15 protein-coding genes are annotated in these 16,959 nt (G+C 58.3%); 13 read left to right on the top strand and 2 right to left on the bottom strand.

Going from position 1 to position 16,959, the window contains the following annotated elements:
* Positions 1-19: 19 nt before the first annotated feature.
* The 7 genes from GOX73_RS12860 to mdoH all read left to right on the top strand — a co-directional run bounded on the left by GOX73_RS12860 (position 20) and on the right by mdoH (position 9,513).
* The gene (locus tag GOX73_RS12860) at positions 20-478 is read left to right on the top strand and encodes a DUF302 domain-containing protein (RefSeq protein ID WP_171125402.1); all 459 of its coding nucleotides are present in this window, start codon (positions 20-22) and stop codon (positions 476-478) included.
* Between the two features lie 78 nt (positions 479-556).
* Positions 557-2,176, top strand: coding sequence for a thiamine pyrophosphate-binding protein (locus GOX73_RS12855; protein WP_171125404.1), 1,620 nt, complete (start codon positions 557-559; stop codon positions 2,174-2,176).
* On the top strand, positions 2,163-3,347 hold the full coding sequence (locus GOX73_RS12850; RefSeq protein WP_171125406.1) for a CaiB/BaiF CoA-transferase family protein: 1,185 nt from the start codon (positions 2,163-2,165) through the stop codon (positions 3,345-3,347). The genes GOX73_RS12855 and GOX73_RS12850 overlap by 14 nt, the downstream gene beginning before the upstream one ends.
* Positions 3,348-3,529: 182 nt before the next feature.
* Positions 3,530-4,900 (top strand): tetratricopeptide repeat protein, encoded by a 1,371-nt coding sequence (locus GOX73_RS12845; RefSeq protein WP_171125409.1) that lies wholly within the window; start codon positions 3,530-3,532, stop codon positions 4,898-4,900.
* Between the two features lie 34 nt (positions 4,901-4,934).
* Entirely contained in the window at positions 4,935-6,152 is a 1,218-nt protein-coding gene (locus GOX73_RS12840; RefSeq protein ID WP_171125411.1) for an OpgC family protein, read from the top strand.
* On the top strand, positions 6,149-7,648 hold the full coding sequence (locus tag GOX73_RS12835; protein WP_171134930.1) for a glucan biosynthesis protein: 1,500 nt from the start codon (positions 6,149-6,151) through the stop codon (positions 7,646-7,648). Before GOX73_RS12840 ends, GOX73_RS12835 begins: the two co-directional genes overlap by 4 nt.
* Positions 7,645-9,513: a glucans biosynthesis glucosyltransferase MdoH gene (gene mdoH, locus GOX73_RS12830; RefSeq protein WP_171125415.1), complete on the top strand. Its 1,869-nt coding sequence runs from the start codon at positions 7,645-7,647 to the stop codon at positions 9,511-9,513. Before GOX73_RS12835 ends, mdoH begins: the two co-directional genes overlap by 4 nt.
* Positions 9,514-9,523: 10 nt before the next feature.
* On the opposite strand, the gene GOX73_RS12825 is transcribed toward mdoH, so the two are convergent.
* Together GOX73_RS12825 and GOX73_RS12820 are read right to left on the bottom strand one after the other, a co-directional pair.
* Positions 9,524-10,339: a PHB depolymerase family esterase gene (locus GOX73_RS12825; RefSeq protein ID WP_171125417.1), complete on the bottom strand. Its 816-nt coding sequence runs from the start codon at positions 10,337-10,339 to the stop codon at positions 9,524-9,526.
* Between the two features lie 2 nt (positions 10,340-10,341).
* Positions 10,342-10,809, bottom strand: coding sequence for a rhodanese-like domain-containing protein (locus GOX73_RS12820; protein WP_171125419.1), 468 nt, complete (start codon positions 10,807-10,809; stop codon positions 10,342-10,344).
* 222 nt (positions 10,810-11,031) lie between these two features.
* On the opposite strand from GOX73_RS12820, the gene GOX73_RS12815 reads away from it, so the two are divergent.
* Genes GOX73_RS12815 through GOX73_RS12790 form a run of 6 tightly spaced genes read left to right on the top strand, consistent with a single transcriptional unit; the run spans position 11,032 to position 16,959 of the window.
* A complete protein-coding gene (locus GOX73_RS12815) occupies positions 11,032-13,902 on the top strand; it encodes a monovalent cation/H+ antiporter subunit A (protein WP_171125421.1) in 2,871 nt (956 codons plus the stop codon).
* Positions 13,902-14,261, top strand: coding sequence for a Na+/H+ antiporter subunit C (locus GOX73_RS12810; RefSeq protein ID WP_171122017.1), 360 nt, complete (start codon positions 13,902-13,904; stop codon positions 14,259-14,261). Before GOX73_RS12815 ends, GOX73_RS12810 begins: the two co-directional genes overlap by 1 nt.
* Positions 14,258-15,802 carry a monovalent cation/H+ antiporter subunit D gene (locus GOX73_RS12805; protein ID WP_171125424.1) on the top strand — a complete coding sequence of 515 codons (1,545 nt, stop codon included), beginning with the start codon at positions 14,258-14,260 and terminating at the stop codon, positions 15,800-15,802. The genes GOX73_RS12810 and GOX73_RS12805 overlap by 4 nt, the downstream gene beginning before the upstream one ends.
* Positions 15,799-16,299, top strand: coding sequence for a Na+/H+ antiporter subunit E (locus GOX73_RS12800; RefSeq protein ID WP_174825655.1), 501 nt, complete (start codon positions 15,799-15,801; stop codon positions 16,297-16,299). Before GOX73_RS12805 ends, GOX73_RS12800 begins: the two co-directional genes overlap by 4 nt.
* The gene (locus GOX73_RS12795) at positions 16,296-16,565 is read left to right on the top strand and encodes a K+/H+ antiporter subunit F (RefSeq protein ID WP_171122015.1); all 270 of its coding nucleotides are present in this window, start codon (positions 16,296-16,298) and stop codon (positions 16,563-16,565) included. The genes GOX73_RS12800 and GOX73_RS12795 overlap by 4 nt, the downstream gene beginning before the upstream one ends.
* Positions 16,566-16,572: 7 nt before the next feature.
* Positions 16,573-16,959: a Na+/H+ antiporter subunit G gene (locus tag GOX73_RS12790; protein ID WP_171125427.1), complete on the top strand. Its 387-nt coding sequence runs from the start codon at positions 16,573-16,575 to the stop codon at positions 16,957-16,959.

Genomic DNA, 16,959 nt, shown 5'->3' with positions numbered 1-16,959 from the left:
ATTTCGTGGGAGATTTATTATGAAAGCTGCTTTGTTTGCATTGGGGTTCTTGGCCTTGCCTGCCTGGGCAGACGACGCGCCGTCAGGATGGGCCGTTTATCCAACGCAAAAATCCTACGAGGACCTGCTGACAGACACAAAAGCCGCCGTGAAGGAAAACGGTTTGATCGTGGTCACTCAGGCCGGGCCGACACAGGCTGCCGCAGCACGTGGGATCACCATTCCCGGCAACCGGGTCATTGGTGTCTTTAACAATGACTACGCGGTACGCGTTCTTGAAACGTCAGTGAACGCGATGATCGAGGCCCCGATCCGGTTCTATGTGACAGAAAGCCCCGATGGCACCGCCACTTTGTCCTACAAGACACCCAGCTTTGTTTTTTCACCCTATCTGCTGGAAGGCGGCGAACCGTTGCGAAACATCGCGGCTGATCTGGATACAAAGTTTCAGTCCATAGCCGAAACCGCAGTCAAATAGTCACACTGGCGTGATCCGCCTTGCGTCCGGGGCCGTCCTCCGCAATCTGCTTTGAAACATATTTTCGGAGCTCGACTGATGCAGGACCTTTCGCCCCGCGCTGCGGACCTTCTGGCCGAACGTCTTTATGAGGCCGGGTGCCGCCACGCCTTTGGCATGCCGGGCGGCGAAGTCCTGACACTGGTGGACGCGCTGGAACAGGCCGGGATCACCTTTCACCTGACCAAACACGAAAACGCAGCAGGTTTCATGGCTGAGGCCGTGCATCACCGCGACGGCGCGCCTGCAATTCTTGTCGCAACACTCGGCCCCGGAGCGATGAACGGGATCAATGTGGTTGCCAACGCTTTGCAGGACAGGGTGCCCATGATCGTTCTGACCGGGTGCGTCGACGCGGATGAGGCGCTGACCTATACCCATCAGGTCATGGATCACGCGCAGGTCTATCACTCGATCACCAAGGGGACCTTTACGCTTACCGCAAAGGGCGCGGATATCATTGCGGACAAGGCCGTGTCGCTGGCCAACCAGCCCCGCCCCGGTCCGGTGCATATTGATGTGCCCATCTCGGTCGCGGATACACGCGTATCGGGCGTAAAACGCCGCAGACTTACCAAACCCGGTGCGGTCGCGCCCGAAGGGAATTGCATTGAGAAAGCCCGCCGCTGGGTCACCGAGGCCGAACGCCCCATTGCCATTGTCGGGCTTGATGTTCTTTACGATGACTCGCGAAACGTCGTGCAGGCGTTTTTGGAACATTTCGACATTCCATTCGTCACCACCTACAAGGCCAAGGGCGTCGTCCCCGAAGATCACCCCCTGTGCTTGGGTGGTGCGGGTCTGTCACCGTTGGCCGACAAGCATCTGGTGCCGTTGATTGAACAGGCTGATCTGGTTTTGTGTCTGGGCTATGACCCAATCGAAATGCGCCCCGGCTGGCGCGAGATTTGGGACCCAGATGAAAAGCGGGTCATTGATATCTCGGCCGTGGTTAATGACCACTACATGCATCAGGCCGGGTTGAATTTGGTGGCCGATACAGGCGCGACACTTGAAGCGATTGCCAAGGGCAACCCCGCCCGCAAAACCTGGCCCGGCGGTGAACCGGACAAGGTCAAGTCTGCATTGTTACAGGCCTTTCCGGTTGATGATGAGTGGGGACCGGCAGCCGTTATCGCTGAAACACGCGCTGCATTGCCACCGGAAACACTAGCCACGGCAGATAGCGGGGCCCATCGAATCCTTCTCAGCCAGATGTGGGAATGTTCCGAGGAACGCGGGTTGATCCAATCTTCGGCCCTTTGCACGATGGGGTGCGCCGTGCCGATGGCGATCGGTCTAAAACTGGCAGAGCCCGACCGCCCCGTGATCAGCTTTTCGGGGGACGCCGGATTCCTGATGGTCGCCGGAGAGCTTTCGACCGCCGCCGAAATGGGCGGTAACCCCATTTTTCTGGTCTTCGTGGATGCAAGCCTTGCCCTGATCGAGTTGAAACAGCGGCAACGTCAGATGGGAAACAAAGGTGTGGACTTCGACCGACACGATTTTGCGGCAATGGGCCGCGCATTTGGCGGCAGCGGCCACACGGTTCGCACACGTTCCGAATTGCGCGCAGCACTGGACGCGGCGATGAAATCTGACACATTCACTGTGATTGCCGCAGAAATTGACCGTGGAGGCTATGATGGCCGTATCTGAAGGCCCGCTGAAAGGCGTAAAGGTATTGGACCTGTCCCGCATCCTTGCGGGGCCGACTTGCACTCAGCTTCTGGGGGATCTGGGCGCCAACGTGATCAAGATCGAAAACCCAGCAACCAAGGGCGACGACACGCGCCAATGGGGGCCGCCCTATGTGGCGGACGCCGACGGAAACCCCTCGGACCTGAGCGCGTATTTCATGTCGGCCAACCGCAACAAGAAATCCGTCGCCATAGACATCGCTACAGCCGAGGGTCAGGCCGAGATCAAAAGACTGGCCTCATATGCGGATATCCTGATCGAGAACTTCAAACCCGGGGGGCTGGCAAAATACGGGTTGGATTACAAGGCGTTGTCCAAAGATCTTCCCGGCCTCGTCTATTGTTCCATTTCGGGTTATGGGCAGACGGGCCCCAATTCGTCAAAACCCGGCTATGACCTGATGGCGCAAGGCTACGGCGGCATCATGTCCCTGACAGGTGATCCCGAGGGCGCTCCGATGAAAGTGGGTGTGGGCATCGCGGATGTCATGTGCGGGATGTACGCAACTGTTGGCATTCTGGCCGCGCTGCGTCACCGAGACTTGACCGGAGAAGGCCAGCAGATCGACCTTGCGCTTGTGGATGCTCAGATTGCGTGGCTGATCAATGAAGGGGTCAACTACCTGACCTCTGGCGACGTTCCGCAGCGGCGCGGAAACGGCCATCCAAATATCGTGCCTTATGATGTCTATGAAACGTCAGACGGCCACGTCATTCTGGCAGTCGGGAATGACAGCCAGTTCAGGCGTTTCTGCGACTTTGTCGAGCGCCCCGAACTGGCCGATGACGCGAGGTTTGCCACGAACCCTTCGCGTCTTGAAAACCGGGATGCGCTGAACGCAATACTTCGCCCCGCCGTTCGATCCGTTGATACTGAAACGGTGATATCCGAGCTTGAAAACCGCAAAGTGCCCGTCGGCCCCGTGCAGACAATGGATCAGGTTTTTGACACCGAACAGGTCGCGGCGCGGCAAATGCAGATTGCAATGCAGGCCGGTCCAGCCGAAGTGAAACTGATCGGAAATCCGCTCAATTTCTCGCGCACACCGGTTACATATCGTGCCGCTCCCCCGGTCTTTGGGGCGGACACACAGGATGTTCTGAACGCTGAAAATCCGTTCAAAGATTGAAACAGAACGCCGAATTAGGCGGCATGTTGCTGAAACATGCCGTTGAATCGGCGGTTTTTTTCACGTTTTAGGCACACAGCCTTTCACCAATTCGAGAGGTTGGTCGATACTGATACGACGCCGCTAGAGTCTCTGGTAAGTCGAATGGAGCAACATATTCAAAACTGGATCGGACCACGAGCATGAAACAAGACGTTTTCGGACAGATGAACACTCTGAGCCACCCGACAAGCGTCGAAGCATGGAACGGGGTGCTGCTTGGATTCATGGCGCACGCGGCGGTCACCCCGCAGCACCTGGTCGCTGTTCTGGAACTTGAGCCCGACTTTGCGCTGGGTCACGCGGTCAAAGGCTTGTTCATGGTCCTCTTGGGGCGGCGCGAGATGATGCCTGTTGCAACCGGCGCGCTGTTCTCTGCAAAAGCCGCGATGGAGCGTCAGCCAGTCACAGACCGCGAACGTCTGTATGTTGATGCATTGGAGCTTTATCTGGCCGATCTGCCTTCGCAGGCTGTACAGAAGTTCGAAGAGGTCCTGCGCGCGCATCCGCAAGATACGCTTGCAATGAAGCTCAGCCATGCCACCCGGTTTATTTTAGGTGACTCCGCCGGGATGCGCCGATCCATCGAAAGGGTGATGCCCGCGTATGAACCTGATCACGCGGGGCGCGGCTATCTGCTGGGCTGCCACTCTTTCGCGCTGGAAGAAACGGGCGCCTATGAAAAAGCCGAGATCGCAGGTCGTCAGGCCTTGTGGATGGCCTCCGACGATGCATGGGGCCTGCACGCCGTCGCACATGTGCATGAGATGACAGGCAATGCACAACTGGGTCTGGACTGGTTGGCCGGGCGCGAGGACGCCTGGACCCATTGCAACAACTTCCGCTATCACGTCTGGTGGCACAAGGCGCTGATGCATCTGGATTTGGGTCAGGTCGATCAGGTGATGGAGTTGTATGACAACTATATCCGTCAGGACAAAACCGACGACTACCGCGACATCTCGAACGCCACCTCTCTGCTATCCCGGCTTGAGCTTGAGGGCGTCAATGTTGGCAACCGCTGGGAAGAACTGGCCGATCTCAGCGCCGCGCGCACCGAGGATGGTTGCCTGATCTTCGCCGATCTGCACTATTTGCTGGCCCTCACTGGCGACAAGCGCCCCGAGGCCACCGGCAAGATGCTGCAACGCATCCAGAAAGACGCCCAGCGCAATCAGGGTGACACCCCGATCCGCATGTCCGATCCGGGGGTCGCGGCGGCCAAGGGGCTGGAAGCCTTCGGCGAGGGGCTTTATGGTCAAGCCTTTGATTTCCTGTTCAATGCACGTGACGGAATGCAATTGGCAGGTGGCAGTCACGCGCAACGGGATGTATTCGAGCGCATCACAATTGATTCCGGCCTGCGCGCCGGGCGTCTAGATGCAGTCGAGCGCATTTTGGATGACCGCCGCGCAAAACGGGCCGGTGGCGAGGACAATTACGCCCTTGCGCGCCGCGCATTGATCGACGCGGCCCGCGATGATCGGGATGCACAAAGCGTTCCGGCTGAATAACAAAAACAAAAGACCAAAGAAGGACAGAACACGTATGGCGACAGCATCGCCCGCTTCTGATTTTGCGCCTGTGGCGGCCCAAGCAGCCGCCCCTGCCCGCGTGCGCGACCCGCGCCTGGATTTCTATCGCGGCATCGCGATGTTTATCATCCTGATCGCCCATATCCCAAACGACCCCTGGGCCAAGTGGATTCCCGCGCGGTTCGGGTTCTCGGACGCAACCGAGATTTTTGTGTTCTGCTCGGGCATGGCCTCGGCCATCGCATTTGGCGGTGCTTTTTTGCGCAAAGGCTGGTGGATGGGCACGGCGCGTGTCGCCTTCCGCATCTGGCAGGTATACTGGGCGCATATCTGCCTGTTCTTCTTCGTGGCCATGTCGATGGCTGCACTGGATCAGACCGGGCTTTTCGAGAAAACCTACATCTCGTCCCTGAACCTGCAGCATTTCTTCAATGACCCGGCCCCGCAAATGGTAGGGTTGTTCACGCTGACTTACGTGCCGAACTACTTTGACATTCTGCCGATGTATCTGGTGGTTCTGGCCCTTATGCCCGTGTTCATGGGCTTGTATCGGGTTGGATTTTGGGCCGTTGCCGCCACGTCCATAGCGATCTGGCTCGTCGCACAGACGGGTGCGCTGGCCCTGCCCGCCGAACCGTGGTCGGAACGGGAGTGGTTTTTCAACCCCTTTGGATGGCAGTTGCTGTTCTTCACTGGCTTTGCCTTCATGCGAGGCTGGATTCCTGCCCCGCCTGTGTCGAAAACGTTGATCTGGGCAGCGGCGCTATTCCTGATCCTGTCAATGCCTTTCGGGTCCTGGAAAGTGTTTATGTGGATCAATGCGGCAGCCCCTGACCTTGCCGACGAAATCCGCAAAGTCTGGCCCGTCACCAAAGAATTCCGCGACAAAACGGAATTCGGCCTCTTCCGTTACATTCACTTCCTGTCGCTAGCCTATCTGGGCTGGGTCGTCGCCGGTGAGCATGGTCACCGCCTGATCGCGACCGGGCACGGAGCTGCCGCGCGGGTCTGGCAGTTCCTGTTGACCGTAATCACCAAAGTTGGGCAGCAGTCACTGGCTGTCTTCGTATTTTCAATGGCAGCAGCACGACTTATCGGCGTCGGACTGGACCTGAGTGGGCGGGATGTTGCCAGCGTGTTTGCCGCAAACATGATTGGCTTTGCCATGATCATCGGCGTCGCTTACACGGCCGCGTGGTTTAAGTCACAACCTTGGAAGTCGAAAAAATGAATTTCACACGTCGCGCATTTCTGACCTCAACCTCGGCGCTTGCAATCGCCCCGGCGACCTTTGCGGTAGGTGGTGAAGTTCCATTTCAGCGCGAAGACGTGATCGCGCTTGCCCGCGATCTGGCCAGTCGGCCATTTGCGGAACGGGAAATGGTCCCGCAGGAATGGCAGGACCTGACCTATCAGCAATACCGCTCGATCCGGTTCCGTCTAGATCGCGCGCTGTGGTACGAAACCGAAACGCCGTTTAACGTCGATTTCTTCACACCCGGCCTTTACTTCCCCCGCACTGTCAAAGTGGCCACGGTCGAGGATGGCATGGCCACGCCGGTCGCTTTTGACCTGTCGATGTTCGACAAGTCCAAAGACGTGCCACAACTGCCCATCGACGATACGCTGGGCTTTTCTGGCCTGCGCCTGCGGACCGAAATGCACCGCCCCGGCGAGACAGACGAGTTCTGCGTCTGGCAAGGGGCCAGCTATTTTCGCGCCATTGGCCTGCACGAGGTTTACGGCCTGTCCGCGCGTGGCCTTGCCCTGAAAACCGGCGACCCGGACGGCGAGGAATTTCCGGAATTCATCCGCTTTTGGCTGGAACGTCCCGAACCCGGCCAGCGCAACATGGTTGTGCACGCCCTGATGGACAGCCCCAGCGTAACCGGTGCTTATCGGTTCAACGTCACCGCCGGTGCGGATTGCGTGATGGATGTCGAAGCTACGCTGTTCCCGCGCGAGGACCTGACTCATGTAGGGATCGCACCGGGCACGTCGATGTTCCTGTTCGATCAAACCAACCACAGCCGCTTTGACGACTTCCGCCCTGCTGTCCATGACAGCGACGGGCTATTGATCCGCAACGGCGCCGGCGAGGTACTGTGGCGGCCATTGGCCAACCCTACCCGTTTGCAGATTTCCTCTTTCGTCGACATGAACCCGCGTGGTTTCGGCCTGATGCAGCGCAAGCGGGAATTCTCGGACTATGCCGATCTTGAAGCCAATTACCACAAACGCCCTAGCCTGTGGGTCGAACCGAATGGCGATTGGGGCAAAGGCACGGTAACGCTGGTGGAAATTCCGGCCGATCAAGAGATTTATGACAATATCGTAGCCTATTGGCGGCCAATGGAGCCGTACACGGCAGGCAGCCAGGTCGACATGTCCTATCGCCTGATCTGGGGCGAAGAACCACAGCGGACCCCAATGCCGCGCGTGATCAACACGGCGATGGGGGACAACACCTTTGGCGACGGCCGTCTGGCTGTCATCGACTTTGAGCCAAGCGATCTGTTCGATGATCCCGAGGCGATGACCATCTTCGTGGACTCGCCCCATGCCGAAACCTCGGACGGTGTATTGCAGCGTAACCCCGATACGGGTGGGTTGCGGCTGGCATTCTCGTTCCAACCCGGTGAACGCAACCACGTCGAACTGCGTGCGCAATTGATGAAAGACAAACAACCGGCCTCAGAGGTCTGGCTGTACCGATGGACCATATGAGCAGCGATTTGCATATCATGCCGCCGGAGACACCTTTGGCGATGCCAGCGCAGAATTTCCGCGCAGGGTTCCGCGATGCACAAGTCCCGGGCGGCCAGCGTCCTTCGGCTGGCTTTTGGCGTGCGCTTGTGTTCTCGCCCGCAATGGTTGCGACGCTGTGCTTGTTATGGGTGATGGCGGACTGGTTTGCGGCCGAAGGAATCAATCTGGTAGAAGGTATCCTTCTAACCCTGATTTCCTTTAATTTCTTCTGGATCGCTTTCACGGTCTGCACTGTATTGCTGGGCATGGTGTCGCTGTCCCGGCAAGAACCGCCGCAACGGCAAGATCGCGCGCAGCCGCTGCGCGTTGCTCTGCTGATGCCTGTCTATAACGAGGTTCCGTGGAATGTTCTGGGGAATGCCCGGACGATGCTGGAAGACCTGCGCGCGCAAGGTGGTCAGCATCACTATGGCATGTTCATCTTGTCCGACACCCGCGATCCCGAAATTGCCGCGCAGGAACAAGCCAGTATCGAAGCGTTGCGCACCACGCTCGCGCCGGGGTTGGAACTCTATTACCGTCGGCGTGAACAGAACACGGACCGCAAGGTCGGAAACATTGCCGATTGGGTCAGTCGCTGGGGTGCTGATTGGGACGCGATGCTAGTGCTGGACGCAGACAGCCTGATGACGGGCCAGGCAATCCTGCGCCTGACCGACTCGTTGGCGCGCGACCCCGGCGCGGGCCTGATCCAGAGCTATCCTCAATTGATCGGCGCGCAGTCGGTTTTTGCCCGCATGCAGCAATTCGCCAATGGGGTTTACGGTATCGCCTTTGCCGAAGGGCTGGCCCGCTGGTGCGGGCAAGAGGGCAACTATTGGGGTCACAACGCCATTATCCGCACCAAGGCTTTTGCCAATTGTGCGGGTCTGCCAAAACTACGGACGCTCAGCGGTCAGGAAAAGCTGATCATGAGCCACGACTTCGTCGAGGCTGGGCTAATGCGCCGCGCCGGATGGGGCGTGCGGTTCCTGCCGCGCATCCGTGGATCTTACGAAGAAACCCCGCCGACGCTGATTGATCACGCATTGCGGGACAGGCGCTGGTGCCAGGGCAACCTGCAGCACCTGAAATTGTTGGATTCTGCCGGGTTCCGGGCCGTATCGCGGTTCCACATGTTCCACGGTGCTGTTGGATACCTGATGTCACCGCTTTGGTTCGCGTTACTGGTCATGTGGGCGCTTATCGGTCAGGGCGAAGACGCGTCGGTTCTGCATTATTTCAGCCCCGATAACCCTCTGTTCCCGCAGTGGCCTGAAATGTCGGAAACCCGTCACGTCCTGATTATCTTGGTCATGTACGCCATGCTACTAGCCCCCAAAGTGCTTGGCGTTCTGGCACTGCCCCTAAGCGGTATGCGCTATTCCGAGTTTGGTGGCGGTTCCAAGTTCCTGACCTCTTTTCTGGCCGAGGTGGTCCTGTCCATCCTCTATGCTCCGATCCTTATGGTGCAGCAGATGATCGCCGTTTTCCGTACAGCGTTTGGTGTGCAAAAAGGCTGGTCCCCACAGGCGCGCGATGGCGGCAGCTATGGGTTGCGTACATTGATCCTGTGCCATGCGCTGGAAACCATCAGCGGCGTCGCCCTGAGTGTTGGCATTCTGTCGGGCCTCGTGTCGATCTGGCTGGCTCCGATTGCCATTAGCCTCGCGTTTGCCATTCCGTTATCGGCGCTCAGCGGTGTTTCATCTGCACCCGCGCGCCGTATGGTCGGTATGAAAGAGGACATTCAGGAACCCGCAATCACCCGGTCGGCCCGTCGACACCGGGATGAGTTGAAGCGTCTGATCGAGGGCAAGGGCGTCATGACACCTGCCGAGTAATGGGCTTTGATCAGCCTCCCGGCAGGCCTTCATACCAATCAACCATCATATCGGACCACCCCTTTGGCACATTGTGCCCCCCGGGGAAAAGCGCGAATTCCAACGCGCTGCCATCGGCGCAACCACTCCAGTGACGGCGCATGAATTGGCCGGTTGTGGAAAAACCGGTTGGCTTGGTGTCTGCGCATTCGTTGGCTACGCGCCATATTTCCAACCCGGCAAAAATATCGCCCTGATGAAAGCGGCCTCCGCCAAGGATGCGGCCTTCCAGCGGGACTACATTGTCGGTCCAGCCATGCGTGTGAAACAGGCGCACCGCTCCCTCGCAGCTTTGGGGATGGGGCCGCCAAAACCCGCCGGATACCGGCACATAGGCCGAGAATGTCTCGGGCGCAGCGCATGCCAGATAGTAGACCATGAAGGCCCCGGCCGAAAACCCACCCAGAACCACGCGGTCGGCATCAACACCAAACCGGTCCGAGGCGTCCTGCACCACTTCGGTCAGGAATGCGGTTTCGTCCCTGCCTTCCCATCCGGGGAAAAAATTCCAGCTTTGGCGTCCGTTTCGCTCTGACCCTTCGGGGGCCATGACCGCATAGCCTCGGGCCAGCAGAGGGTCGACCATCCTGCGGTTTTTCAAAGTTCCCGTTGCGGTGCCGCCATAGCCGTGCAGAAAAACCACCAGCGGCGGGTTTTCGGCCTGTGGCAGTTCGATGTGGTACCCACCCGAGGCCGTTTCGCACATCCCGTCCTGATCAGCACAGGCGGCAAGGCCGGTCTGACCCGCAAGCGAAAGGCCAAGTGCCAATGTCACCGTTCGGATCATAGCTATTCCTTTTCGTAGTCAACCAAAGGCAGGCCCGTACGCAGCCAGCCCGGACCCGCAGCGGACCCAAGCATACCTTCGGGAACGTCGATAATGTTCTCAAACCCGGCCTCGCTTAGGCGGTTACTCAGCCGGGCTGACCGGACACCACGCGCGCAGATCAAAGCGATTGCCGTGGTCCTGTCGCCATCGGTCAATTGATCCAACACCTCGACAAAATCCTCCCGGCGCATGTCCAGCGTTGCCGCCCCTTCTCCGACGCCTGTCGCCGCCCATTCCCGTGGCGTGCGGATATCAAGCAACAATATCTCACCTGATACAGCCTGTTGGTGCGCGTCCCGAACCCCAAGCTGCCCACCCGCGTAAACAGGAGGGATCAGCCGGTATTCGCGAACCGCCAACCCTGTTGCCACGACGCCGACCGTGCCAAGCACAACCCATCTGCGTGTTCTAGCTGTTTCACCTGCCACGTCGCATACTCCTAAACCGACAAGACGGGTTTATCACAGTCCCAGTTTCAATTCCGCGCCGAAAATAGACGCGCCAATCAAGATCGCGTCATTTTCCCGCACAAAACTTCGCCCTGAATGCAGGGGTAGGACAAAGTGCAAAACTTGCAATAGCTGGACAGTCGGAAATATTTCCTTACAAAATCAGTACTAATTTTGACCGCCCAGACCGGAGTATCGCACTTGTCCCTATTCCTCATCGCGGCCCTTCCCTTTCTCGGCGCTGTGTTTCCAGCCCTTCTTATCAGGGCGGGACGAAACGCAGCTGCATCCGCCGCGGGGCTGACCACGTTTCTGGCCTTGATGGGTTTGCTCATCCACATCCCGTCGGTCATGCGGGGGGATGTCGTGACCGCTCGGTTTGATTGGATTCCCAGCCTTGGTCTGAACGCCAATTTCATGCTGGACGGTCTTGGTTTTCTGTTTGCCCTGCTGATCCTGGGCATCGGTCTGCTGATCATTCTCTACGCCCGGTTCTACCTGTCACGCGAAGATCCGATGGGGCAGTTCTACACGTACCTGCTGCTGTTTCAGGGCGCGATGGTCGGTATCGTTTTGTCGGACAACATCCTTCTTCTACTTATTTTCTGGGAACTTACGTCGCTGAGCTCATTCTTACTGATCGGCTATTGGAAACACCTTCCCGAAGGGCGCCAAGGGGCCAGAATGGCACTGGCGGTAACGGGGTCAGGCGGGCTCGCCATGATCGCGGGGATGCTGATCCTTGGCAATATCGTCGGCTCCTACGACCTGAGCGTCATTCTTCAGAACAAAGAGCTGATCCAGTCGTCGCCGCATTATCTGCCTGCCCTGATCCTGATCCTGTTGGGGTGTTTCACCAAGTCGGCCCAATTCCCATTTCACTTCTGGTTGCCCCATGCGATGGCTGCACCGACACCGGTTTCGGCTTACCTGCACTCTGCCACAATGGTGAAGGCCGGGCTTTTCCTGATGGCGCGAATGTGGCCGGTTCTGGCCGGAACAGATGCGTGGTTCTATATTGTCGCGACAACAGGTTTGGTCACGATGCTGATCGGTGCCTGCATCGCTCTGTTCAAAGATGACCTGAAGGCGCTGCTGGCGTTTTCAACGGTGTCACATCTGGGGCTGGTCACGATGTTGTTGGGCTTTGGCACCAAGTTCGCAGCCGTCGCCGCCGTGTTCCACATCATCAACCACGCGACCTTCAAGGCCGCGCTATTCATGACCGCAGGCATTGTCGATCACGAGACGGGAACCCGCGACATCAAGCGGCTTGGCGGTCTGCGAAAGCTTATGCCGATAACCTTCACCATCGGAGCGATTGCAGCACTGTCAATGGCAGGGCTACCGCCCCTGAACGGCTTCTTGTCCAAGGAGATGATGCTGGAAGAAACCGTTCACACCACTTGGTTGAACTCACACTATCTGGTGCCGGGTCTTGCTTTGCTGGCGGCGCTGTTTTCTGCCGCATATTCATTCCGCTTTGTCAGCCATGTGTTTCTCGGCCCACAGCGGAGCGATTACCCGGCCCATCCACATGATCCTCCGGTCGGGCTATGGCTGGCCCCGGCTTTCCTTGTGGTGCTTGTTGTGCTGATTGGCCTGTATTCTGCGGCCATTGTAGGGCCACTGGTCGCCGTTGTATCCAGCGCGGTGATTGGTGGCGAGAAACTGCCCTACTACTCGCTGAAGCTGTGGCACGGCTTTACGCCTGCGCTTTACATGTCCGTTGTTGCAACGCTGGGCGGTCTGTTCCTGCTGGCCCTTCACCGCCGGGGCGAGCAGCTTTGGAACGCCCTTCCCCGCCCCGAGGCCAAAGCGATCTTTGACTATGTCATTGGCGCATTCACGGTGTTCAGCAGGTGGGTCACAGACGCGCTGCATAATGGTGTGATCAGCCGGTACGCCATAATCCTGATCGCCTTCACGCTCGGACTGGGATACTATGCGTATTCGACCGGGTCGCTGGGGGTCGCGACACGCGAAGCCCTGCCTGCGCCACTCATTCCGTTCATCGGTTGGATCTGTCTGGCGGGTGCGACGCTGGCGATTATGTGGTTCCACCGTAACCGGTTGCTGTCGCTGGTCCTGATTGGAGTCGTTGGACTGATCGTTTCAATGGCGTTCAACTACCTCTCGGCTCCGGATTTGGCCCTGACGCAGATCTCGGTCGAAGTGGTGACCATGATCCTTCTGCTGCTGTCGCTGAACTTTCTGCCTACGGATACACCATGGGACAGCAGCGCAACGCGGCGTTGGCGGGACGCGGCTATTTCAGTCGTCGCAGGGCTGGGTACTGGCGCGTTGATCTATGCGCTCATGCTGCGTGACTTTGCGTTTCCAACCATTTCCGAGTTCCACCTTGCCAACTCGTACAAAGGAGGCGGAGGCACCAACGTCGTCAACGTGATTCTGGTCGACTTCCGGGGTTTTGATACCTTTGGTGAAATCATTGTGCTGGGGATTGCTGCCCTGATCATCTTTGCGCTGACAGAATCCGTATTGGGGACGAATGTCCGCAGCTATCTGCTGAACCGCAAACCGCACTGGCCACAATCGGGTGATTCACACCCTCTCATGATGGTGGTCGTGACGCGCATGATGATGCCAATTGCGTTGATGGTGGGGGCCTATATCTTTTTCCGCGGCCACAACCAGCCCGGAGGCGGCTTTATCGCCGGACTGATCGTCGCCATCGCCTACCTGATGCAATACATGGCCAGCGGATACACTTGGGCCATTGAACGGCAGCGGTTCTATTATCACGGCACAATCGGCTGGGGTGTCCTGATCGCAGCCGCAACGGGTCTGGGTGCGTGGTTCAACGAACGCCCCTTCCTGACCAGCGACTTCGGCTATCTGCACTGGCCACCGCTGGAAGAGTTCGAATGGGCCACGGCGATGCTGTTCGACACAGGCGTTTTCCTAGCGGTTCTGGGCGCTGTCATGCTGGCTTTGGACAGTCTGTCACGGTTTGCCTGGCAGCCCGGAATGGCGCAGGAATTCCCGATGGATATCAACCCGCTGCGGGATAATCCCCCGGAAGAAGAACAAGAAAAGGAGCAAGCCTAATGGAAGCGCTTGTCGCCTCAGCCGTTGGCATCATGACCGCCGCCGGGATTTTCCTGATCCTGCGCCGTAGAACCTTTCCGGTTATTCTGGGCCTGTCCTTGCTGACCTACGCCGTGAATGTATTCCTGTTCGCCACCGGACGGCTGGCGCTGAACGCTCCTGCTGTCCTGAACAAATACGAAGACGTTCCCTATACCGATCCGCTGCCACAGGCGCTGGTTCTAACGGCCATCGTGATCTCGTTCGGGATGACGGCGGTGATCGTCATGATCTCATTGTCGGCGTACCTGTCGTCCAGGGATGACCACATCGACATGACCGCGCAAGACAGCGTGGATGCGCCGGGAGAAGACGCATGAACCACTGGATCGTAGCGCCGGTCGTCCTTCCTGCGATCCTGGCCCCGTTTATTATCATGGTCCTGCGGTATCATTTGGACCTGCAACGCATCTTCTCGGTCGCCGGGGTTGTTGGTCTGCTGGGGATTGCCCTGACGATTACTGCACAGGCGGCGGGAGGCGACATTCAGGTTTATGAACTGGGCGACTGGCCCGCGCCGTTCGGTATTGTTCTAGTTCTGGACCGACTGTCGGCCATGATGGTACTGCTGACCGCCCTGCTGGCGCTGCCGATTGTGCTGTATGCCATCGCCTCGGGCTGGGACGACCGGGGCAAACATTTCCATGCCTTGTTCCACTTTCAATTGATGGGTGTGTGCGGCGCATTCCTGACTGGCGACGCCTTCAACCTGTTTGTTTTCTTCGAGGTTCTGCTGATCGCCTCTTACGGCCTGATGACCCATGGCGGCGGGGCGGTGCGTCTGAAGGCAGGCGTGCAATACGTCGCTTATAACCTGCTGGGATCAACCCTGTTCCTGTTCGCACTGGGAACGCTTTATGCTGTGACCGGTACACTAAACATGGCGGACATGGCTGTACGCGTGGCCGAGCTACCGGCCGACGACACGGCCCTGCTGCGGGTCGGCGCGGTGCTGTTGCTGTTGGTGTTCTGTATCAAGGCCGCGGTATTGCCTCTGCATTTCTGGCTACCCGCCAGCTACGCGAACGCCCCTCTGCCTGTCGCAGCACTGTTTGCCATCATGACCAAGGTCGGGGCCTATTCGATCCTGCGGATGTACACGCTGGGCTTCGGCCCCGAGGTAGAAGCGACGCAAGGACTGGTAGGCGCATGGCTACAACCGGCTGCTCTGGTGACGCTTGCGGTGGGCACGATCGGCATCCTTGGCGCGCAGCATATCGCGCGGATGGTGGCCTTTTGCGCCATCGCGTCTATGGGAACGCTGCTGATTGCCATTTCACTGTTCACGGAAACCGCCACGACCGCCGCGCTGTACTATATCTACCATTCGACCCTAGCGACCGCCCTGCTGTTCCTGGTGGCTGATCTGGTGATGGAACGTCGCGGCGGAGCGATTGCCCCCACGCGCCCAATGCCGCAGAGCGGGTTGATTTCAGCCCTGTTCTTTGTCGGGGCCATCGCGTTGGCAGGGATGCCGCCGCTATCCGGCTTTGTCGGCAAATTGTTGGTTCTGGACGCCGCGCGGGATGCACCGGACGCAAACGCAATCTGGGCCGTAATCCTGATCGGCTCATTCGTCACGATTGTCGGGCTGGCGCGGGCCGGGTCGCTGATCTTTTGGAAAAGTCATGGCGCCCAGCACAACCCAGAAGCGGACCAAGAAAACGAAGACGGGGTTGACGCAGTTCCGGCGCCAGAACCGCAACCCGGTCTTGCCTTCACTGCCGTCTTTACGCTTGTTCTTGGCCTTGTCATGCTGACGCTATTCGCTGGTCCTGCATTGCAATACGCCAGCAGCACGGCCCAGCAGTTGTTTACCCCGGAAGACTATATCTCAGCCGTATTGGGAGGCGAAGAATGATAAGACTCCTGCACCGGATATTTCCGCACCCTCATCTGACGTTTCTTTTGACGGTTGTGTGGGTTCTGCTGGCGAACGGACCTTCGCTGAACTCGTTGGTCTTCGGCCTGATTTTAGGGATCATCATCCCATTCGTCACGCAACCCTACTGGCCGGATCGCCCGAAACTGCGGAATTGGCCCATGGTCGTAGAGTATATTCTGGTCGTACTTTGGGATATCGTCGTGGCCAATGTCACCGTCGCCCGGATCATCCTGTTCAAACGCGATGCAGACCGCCAACCCAATTGGATCAGCGTACCGCTGGAACTACGCACGCCCGAGGCCATAACCGTTCTGGCCGGCACCATTACAATGACACCGGGCACGGTCAGCAGCGATCTGTCAGCGCAAGGTCATTGCCTTTTGGTTCATTGCCTGGACGCCCCCGACCCCGATGCGGTGCGGGATCAAATCAAGCAGCGCTATGAACGCCGGCTCAAGGAGATTTTCGAATGATCGACTACGCCATCTGGTTTGCCTTTGCGTGCTTCGGAACCGCCATCATGATGTGCCTTTGGCGGATCATCACAGCAGACGGTGTCGGCACCCGTGTGCTGGCGCTGGATACGATGGTGATCAACACTATCGCCCTTCTGATCCTGTATGGCTTATCCCTGGGGACCGAGATCTTTTTCGAATCCGCCATGATCATTGCCATGCTGGGCTTCGTCTCAACCGTGGCTTACGCGCGTTTCATGTTGCGCGGCAATATTATCGAGTGAGGGCGGCATGGCATTCATTTTCGAGTTTTTGATCGCGTTCTTTCTAGCCGTCTCGGGGATTTTCGGGTTCGTGGGCTCTTACGGGATGATCAAACTGAAAGACCCGATGTCGCGCCTTCATGCGCCGACCAAAGCTACGACTCTGGGGGTGGGCGGCGTTCTTGTGGCTTCGATCATCCATTCGGTTTTGATTGAAAGTCATCTGTCCCTGCATGAGCTGTTGATCACGCTGTTCTTGTTCCTGACAGCCCCGATCACGGCCCTGTTCATTGCAAAGTGGCACATTCACCGCCATGAAAAACCCGAGAACCTGCCAGACGCGGGCGAGGACGGGCTTTGGGCCACCCACGCCGTCGAACAGGTCGAAGACGTACCGGACCATACGGCGAACTAG

It is taken from the genome of Ruegeria sp. HKCCD7221 (assembly GCF_013031225.1).
Lineage (GTDB): Bacteria > Pseudomonadota > Alphaproteobacteria > Rhodobacterales > Rhodobacteraceae > Ruegeria.
The sequence above is the reverse complement of the archived record's forward strand: the minus strand, read 5'-3'. Positions and strand labels throughout refer to the sequence as shown.

Bases quoted from the DNA above. Each gene is read 5' to 3' on its own strand.
- GOX73_RS12845 (WP_171125409.1), top strand. From the start codon at position 3,530: ATGAAACAAGACGTTTTCGGACAGATGAACACTCTGAGCCACCCGACA.
- GOX73_RS12795 (WP_171122015.1), top strand. From the start codon at position 16,296: ATGATCGACTACGCCATCTGGTTTGCCTTTGCGTGCTTCGGAACCGCC.
- GOX73_RS12810 (WP_171122017.1), top strand. From the start codon at position 13,902: ATGGAAGCGCTTGTCGCCTCAGCCGTTGGCATCATGACCGCCGCCGGG.
- GOX73_RS12855 (WP_171125404.1), top strand. From the start codon at position 557: ATGCAGGACCTTTCGCCCCGCGCTGCGGACCTTCTGGCCGAACGTCTT.
- GOX73_RS12800 (WP_174825655.1), top strand. From the start codon at position 15,799: ATGATAAGACTCCTGCACCGGATATTTCCGCACCCTCATCTGACGTTT.
- GOX73_RS12835 (WP_171134930.1), top strand. From the start codon at position 6,149: ATGAATTTCACACGTCGCGCATTTCTGACCTCAACCTCGGCGCTTGCA.
- GOX73_RS12825 (WP_171125417.1), bottom strand. From the start codon at position 10,339: ATGATCCGAACGGTGACATTGGCACTTGGCCTTTCGCTTGCGGGTCAG.
- mdoH (WP_171125415.1), top strand. From the start codon at position 7,645: ATGAGCAGCGATTTGCATATCATGCCGCCGGAGACACCTTTGGCGATG.
- GOX73_RS12805 (WP_171125424.1), top strand. From the start codon at position 14,258: ATGAACCACTGGATCGTAGCGCCGGTCGTCCTTCCTGCGATCCTGGCC.
- GOX73_RS12860 (WP_171125402.1), top strand. From the start codon at position 20: ATGAAAGCTGCTTTGTTTGCATTGGGGTTCTTGGCCTTGCCTGCCTGG.
- GOX73_RS12840 (WP_171125411.1), top strand. From the start codon at position 4,935: ATGGCGACAGCATCGCCCGCTTCTGATTTTGCGCCTGTGGCGGCCCAA.
- GOX73_RS12850 (WP_171125406.1), top strand. From the start codon at position 2,163: ATGGCCGTATCTGAAGGCCCGCTGAAAGGCGTAAAGGTATTGGACCTG.
- GOX73_RS12790 (WP_171125427.1), top strand. From the start codon at position 16,573: ATGGCATTCATTTTCGAGTTTTTGATCGCGTTCTTTCTAGCCGTCTCG.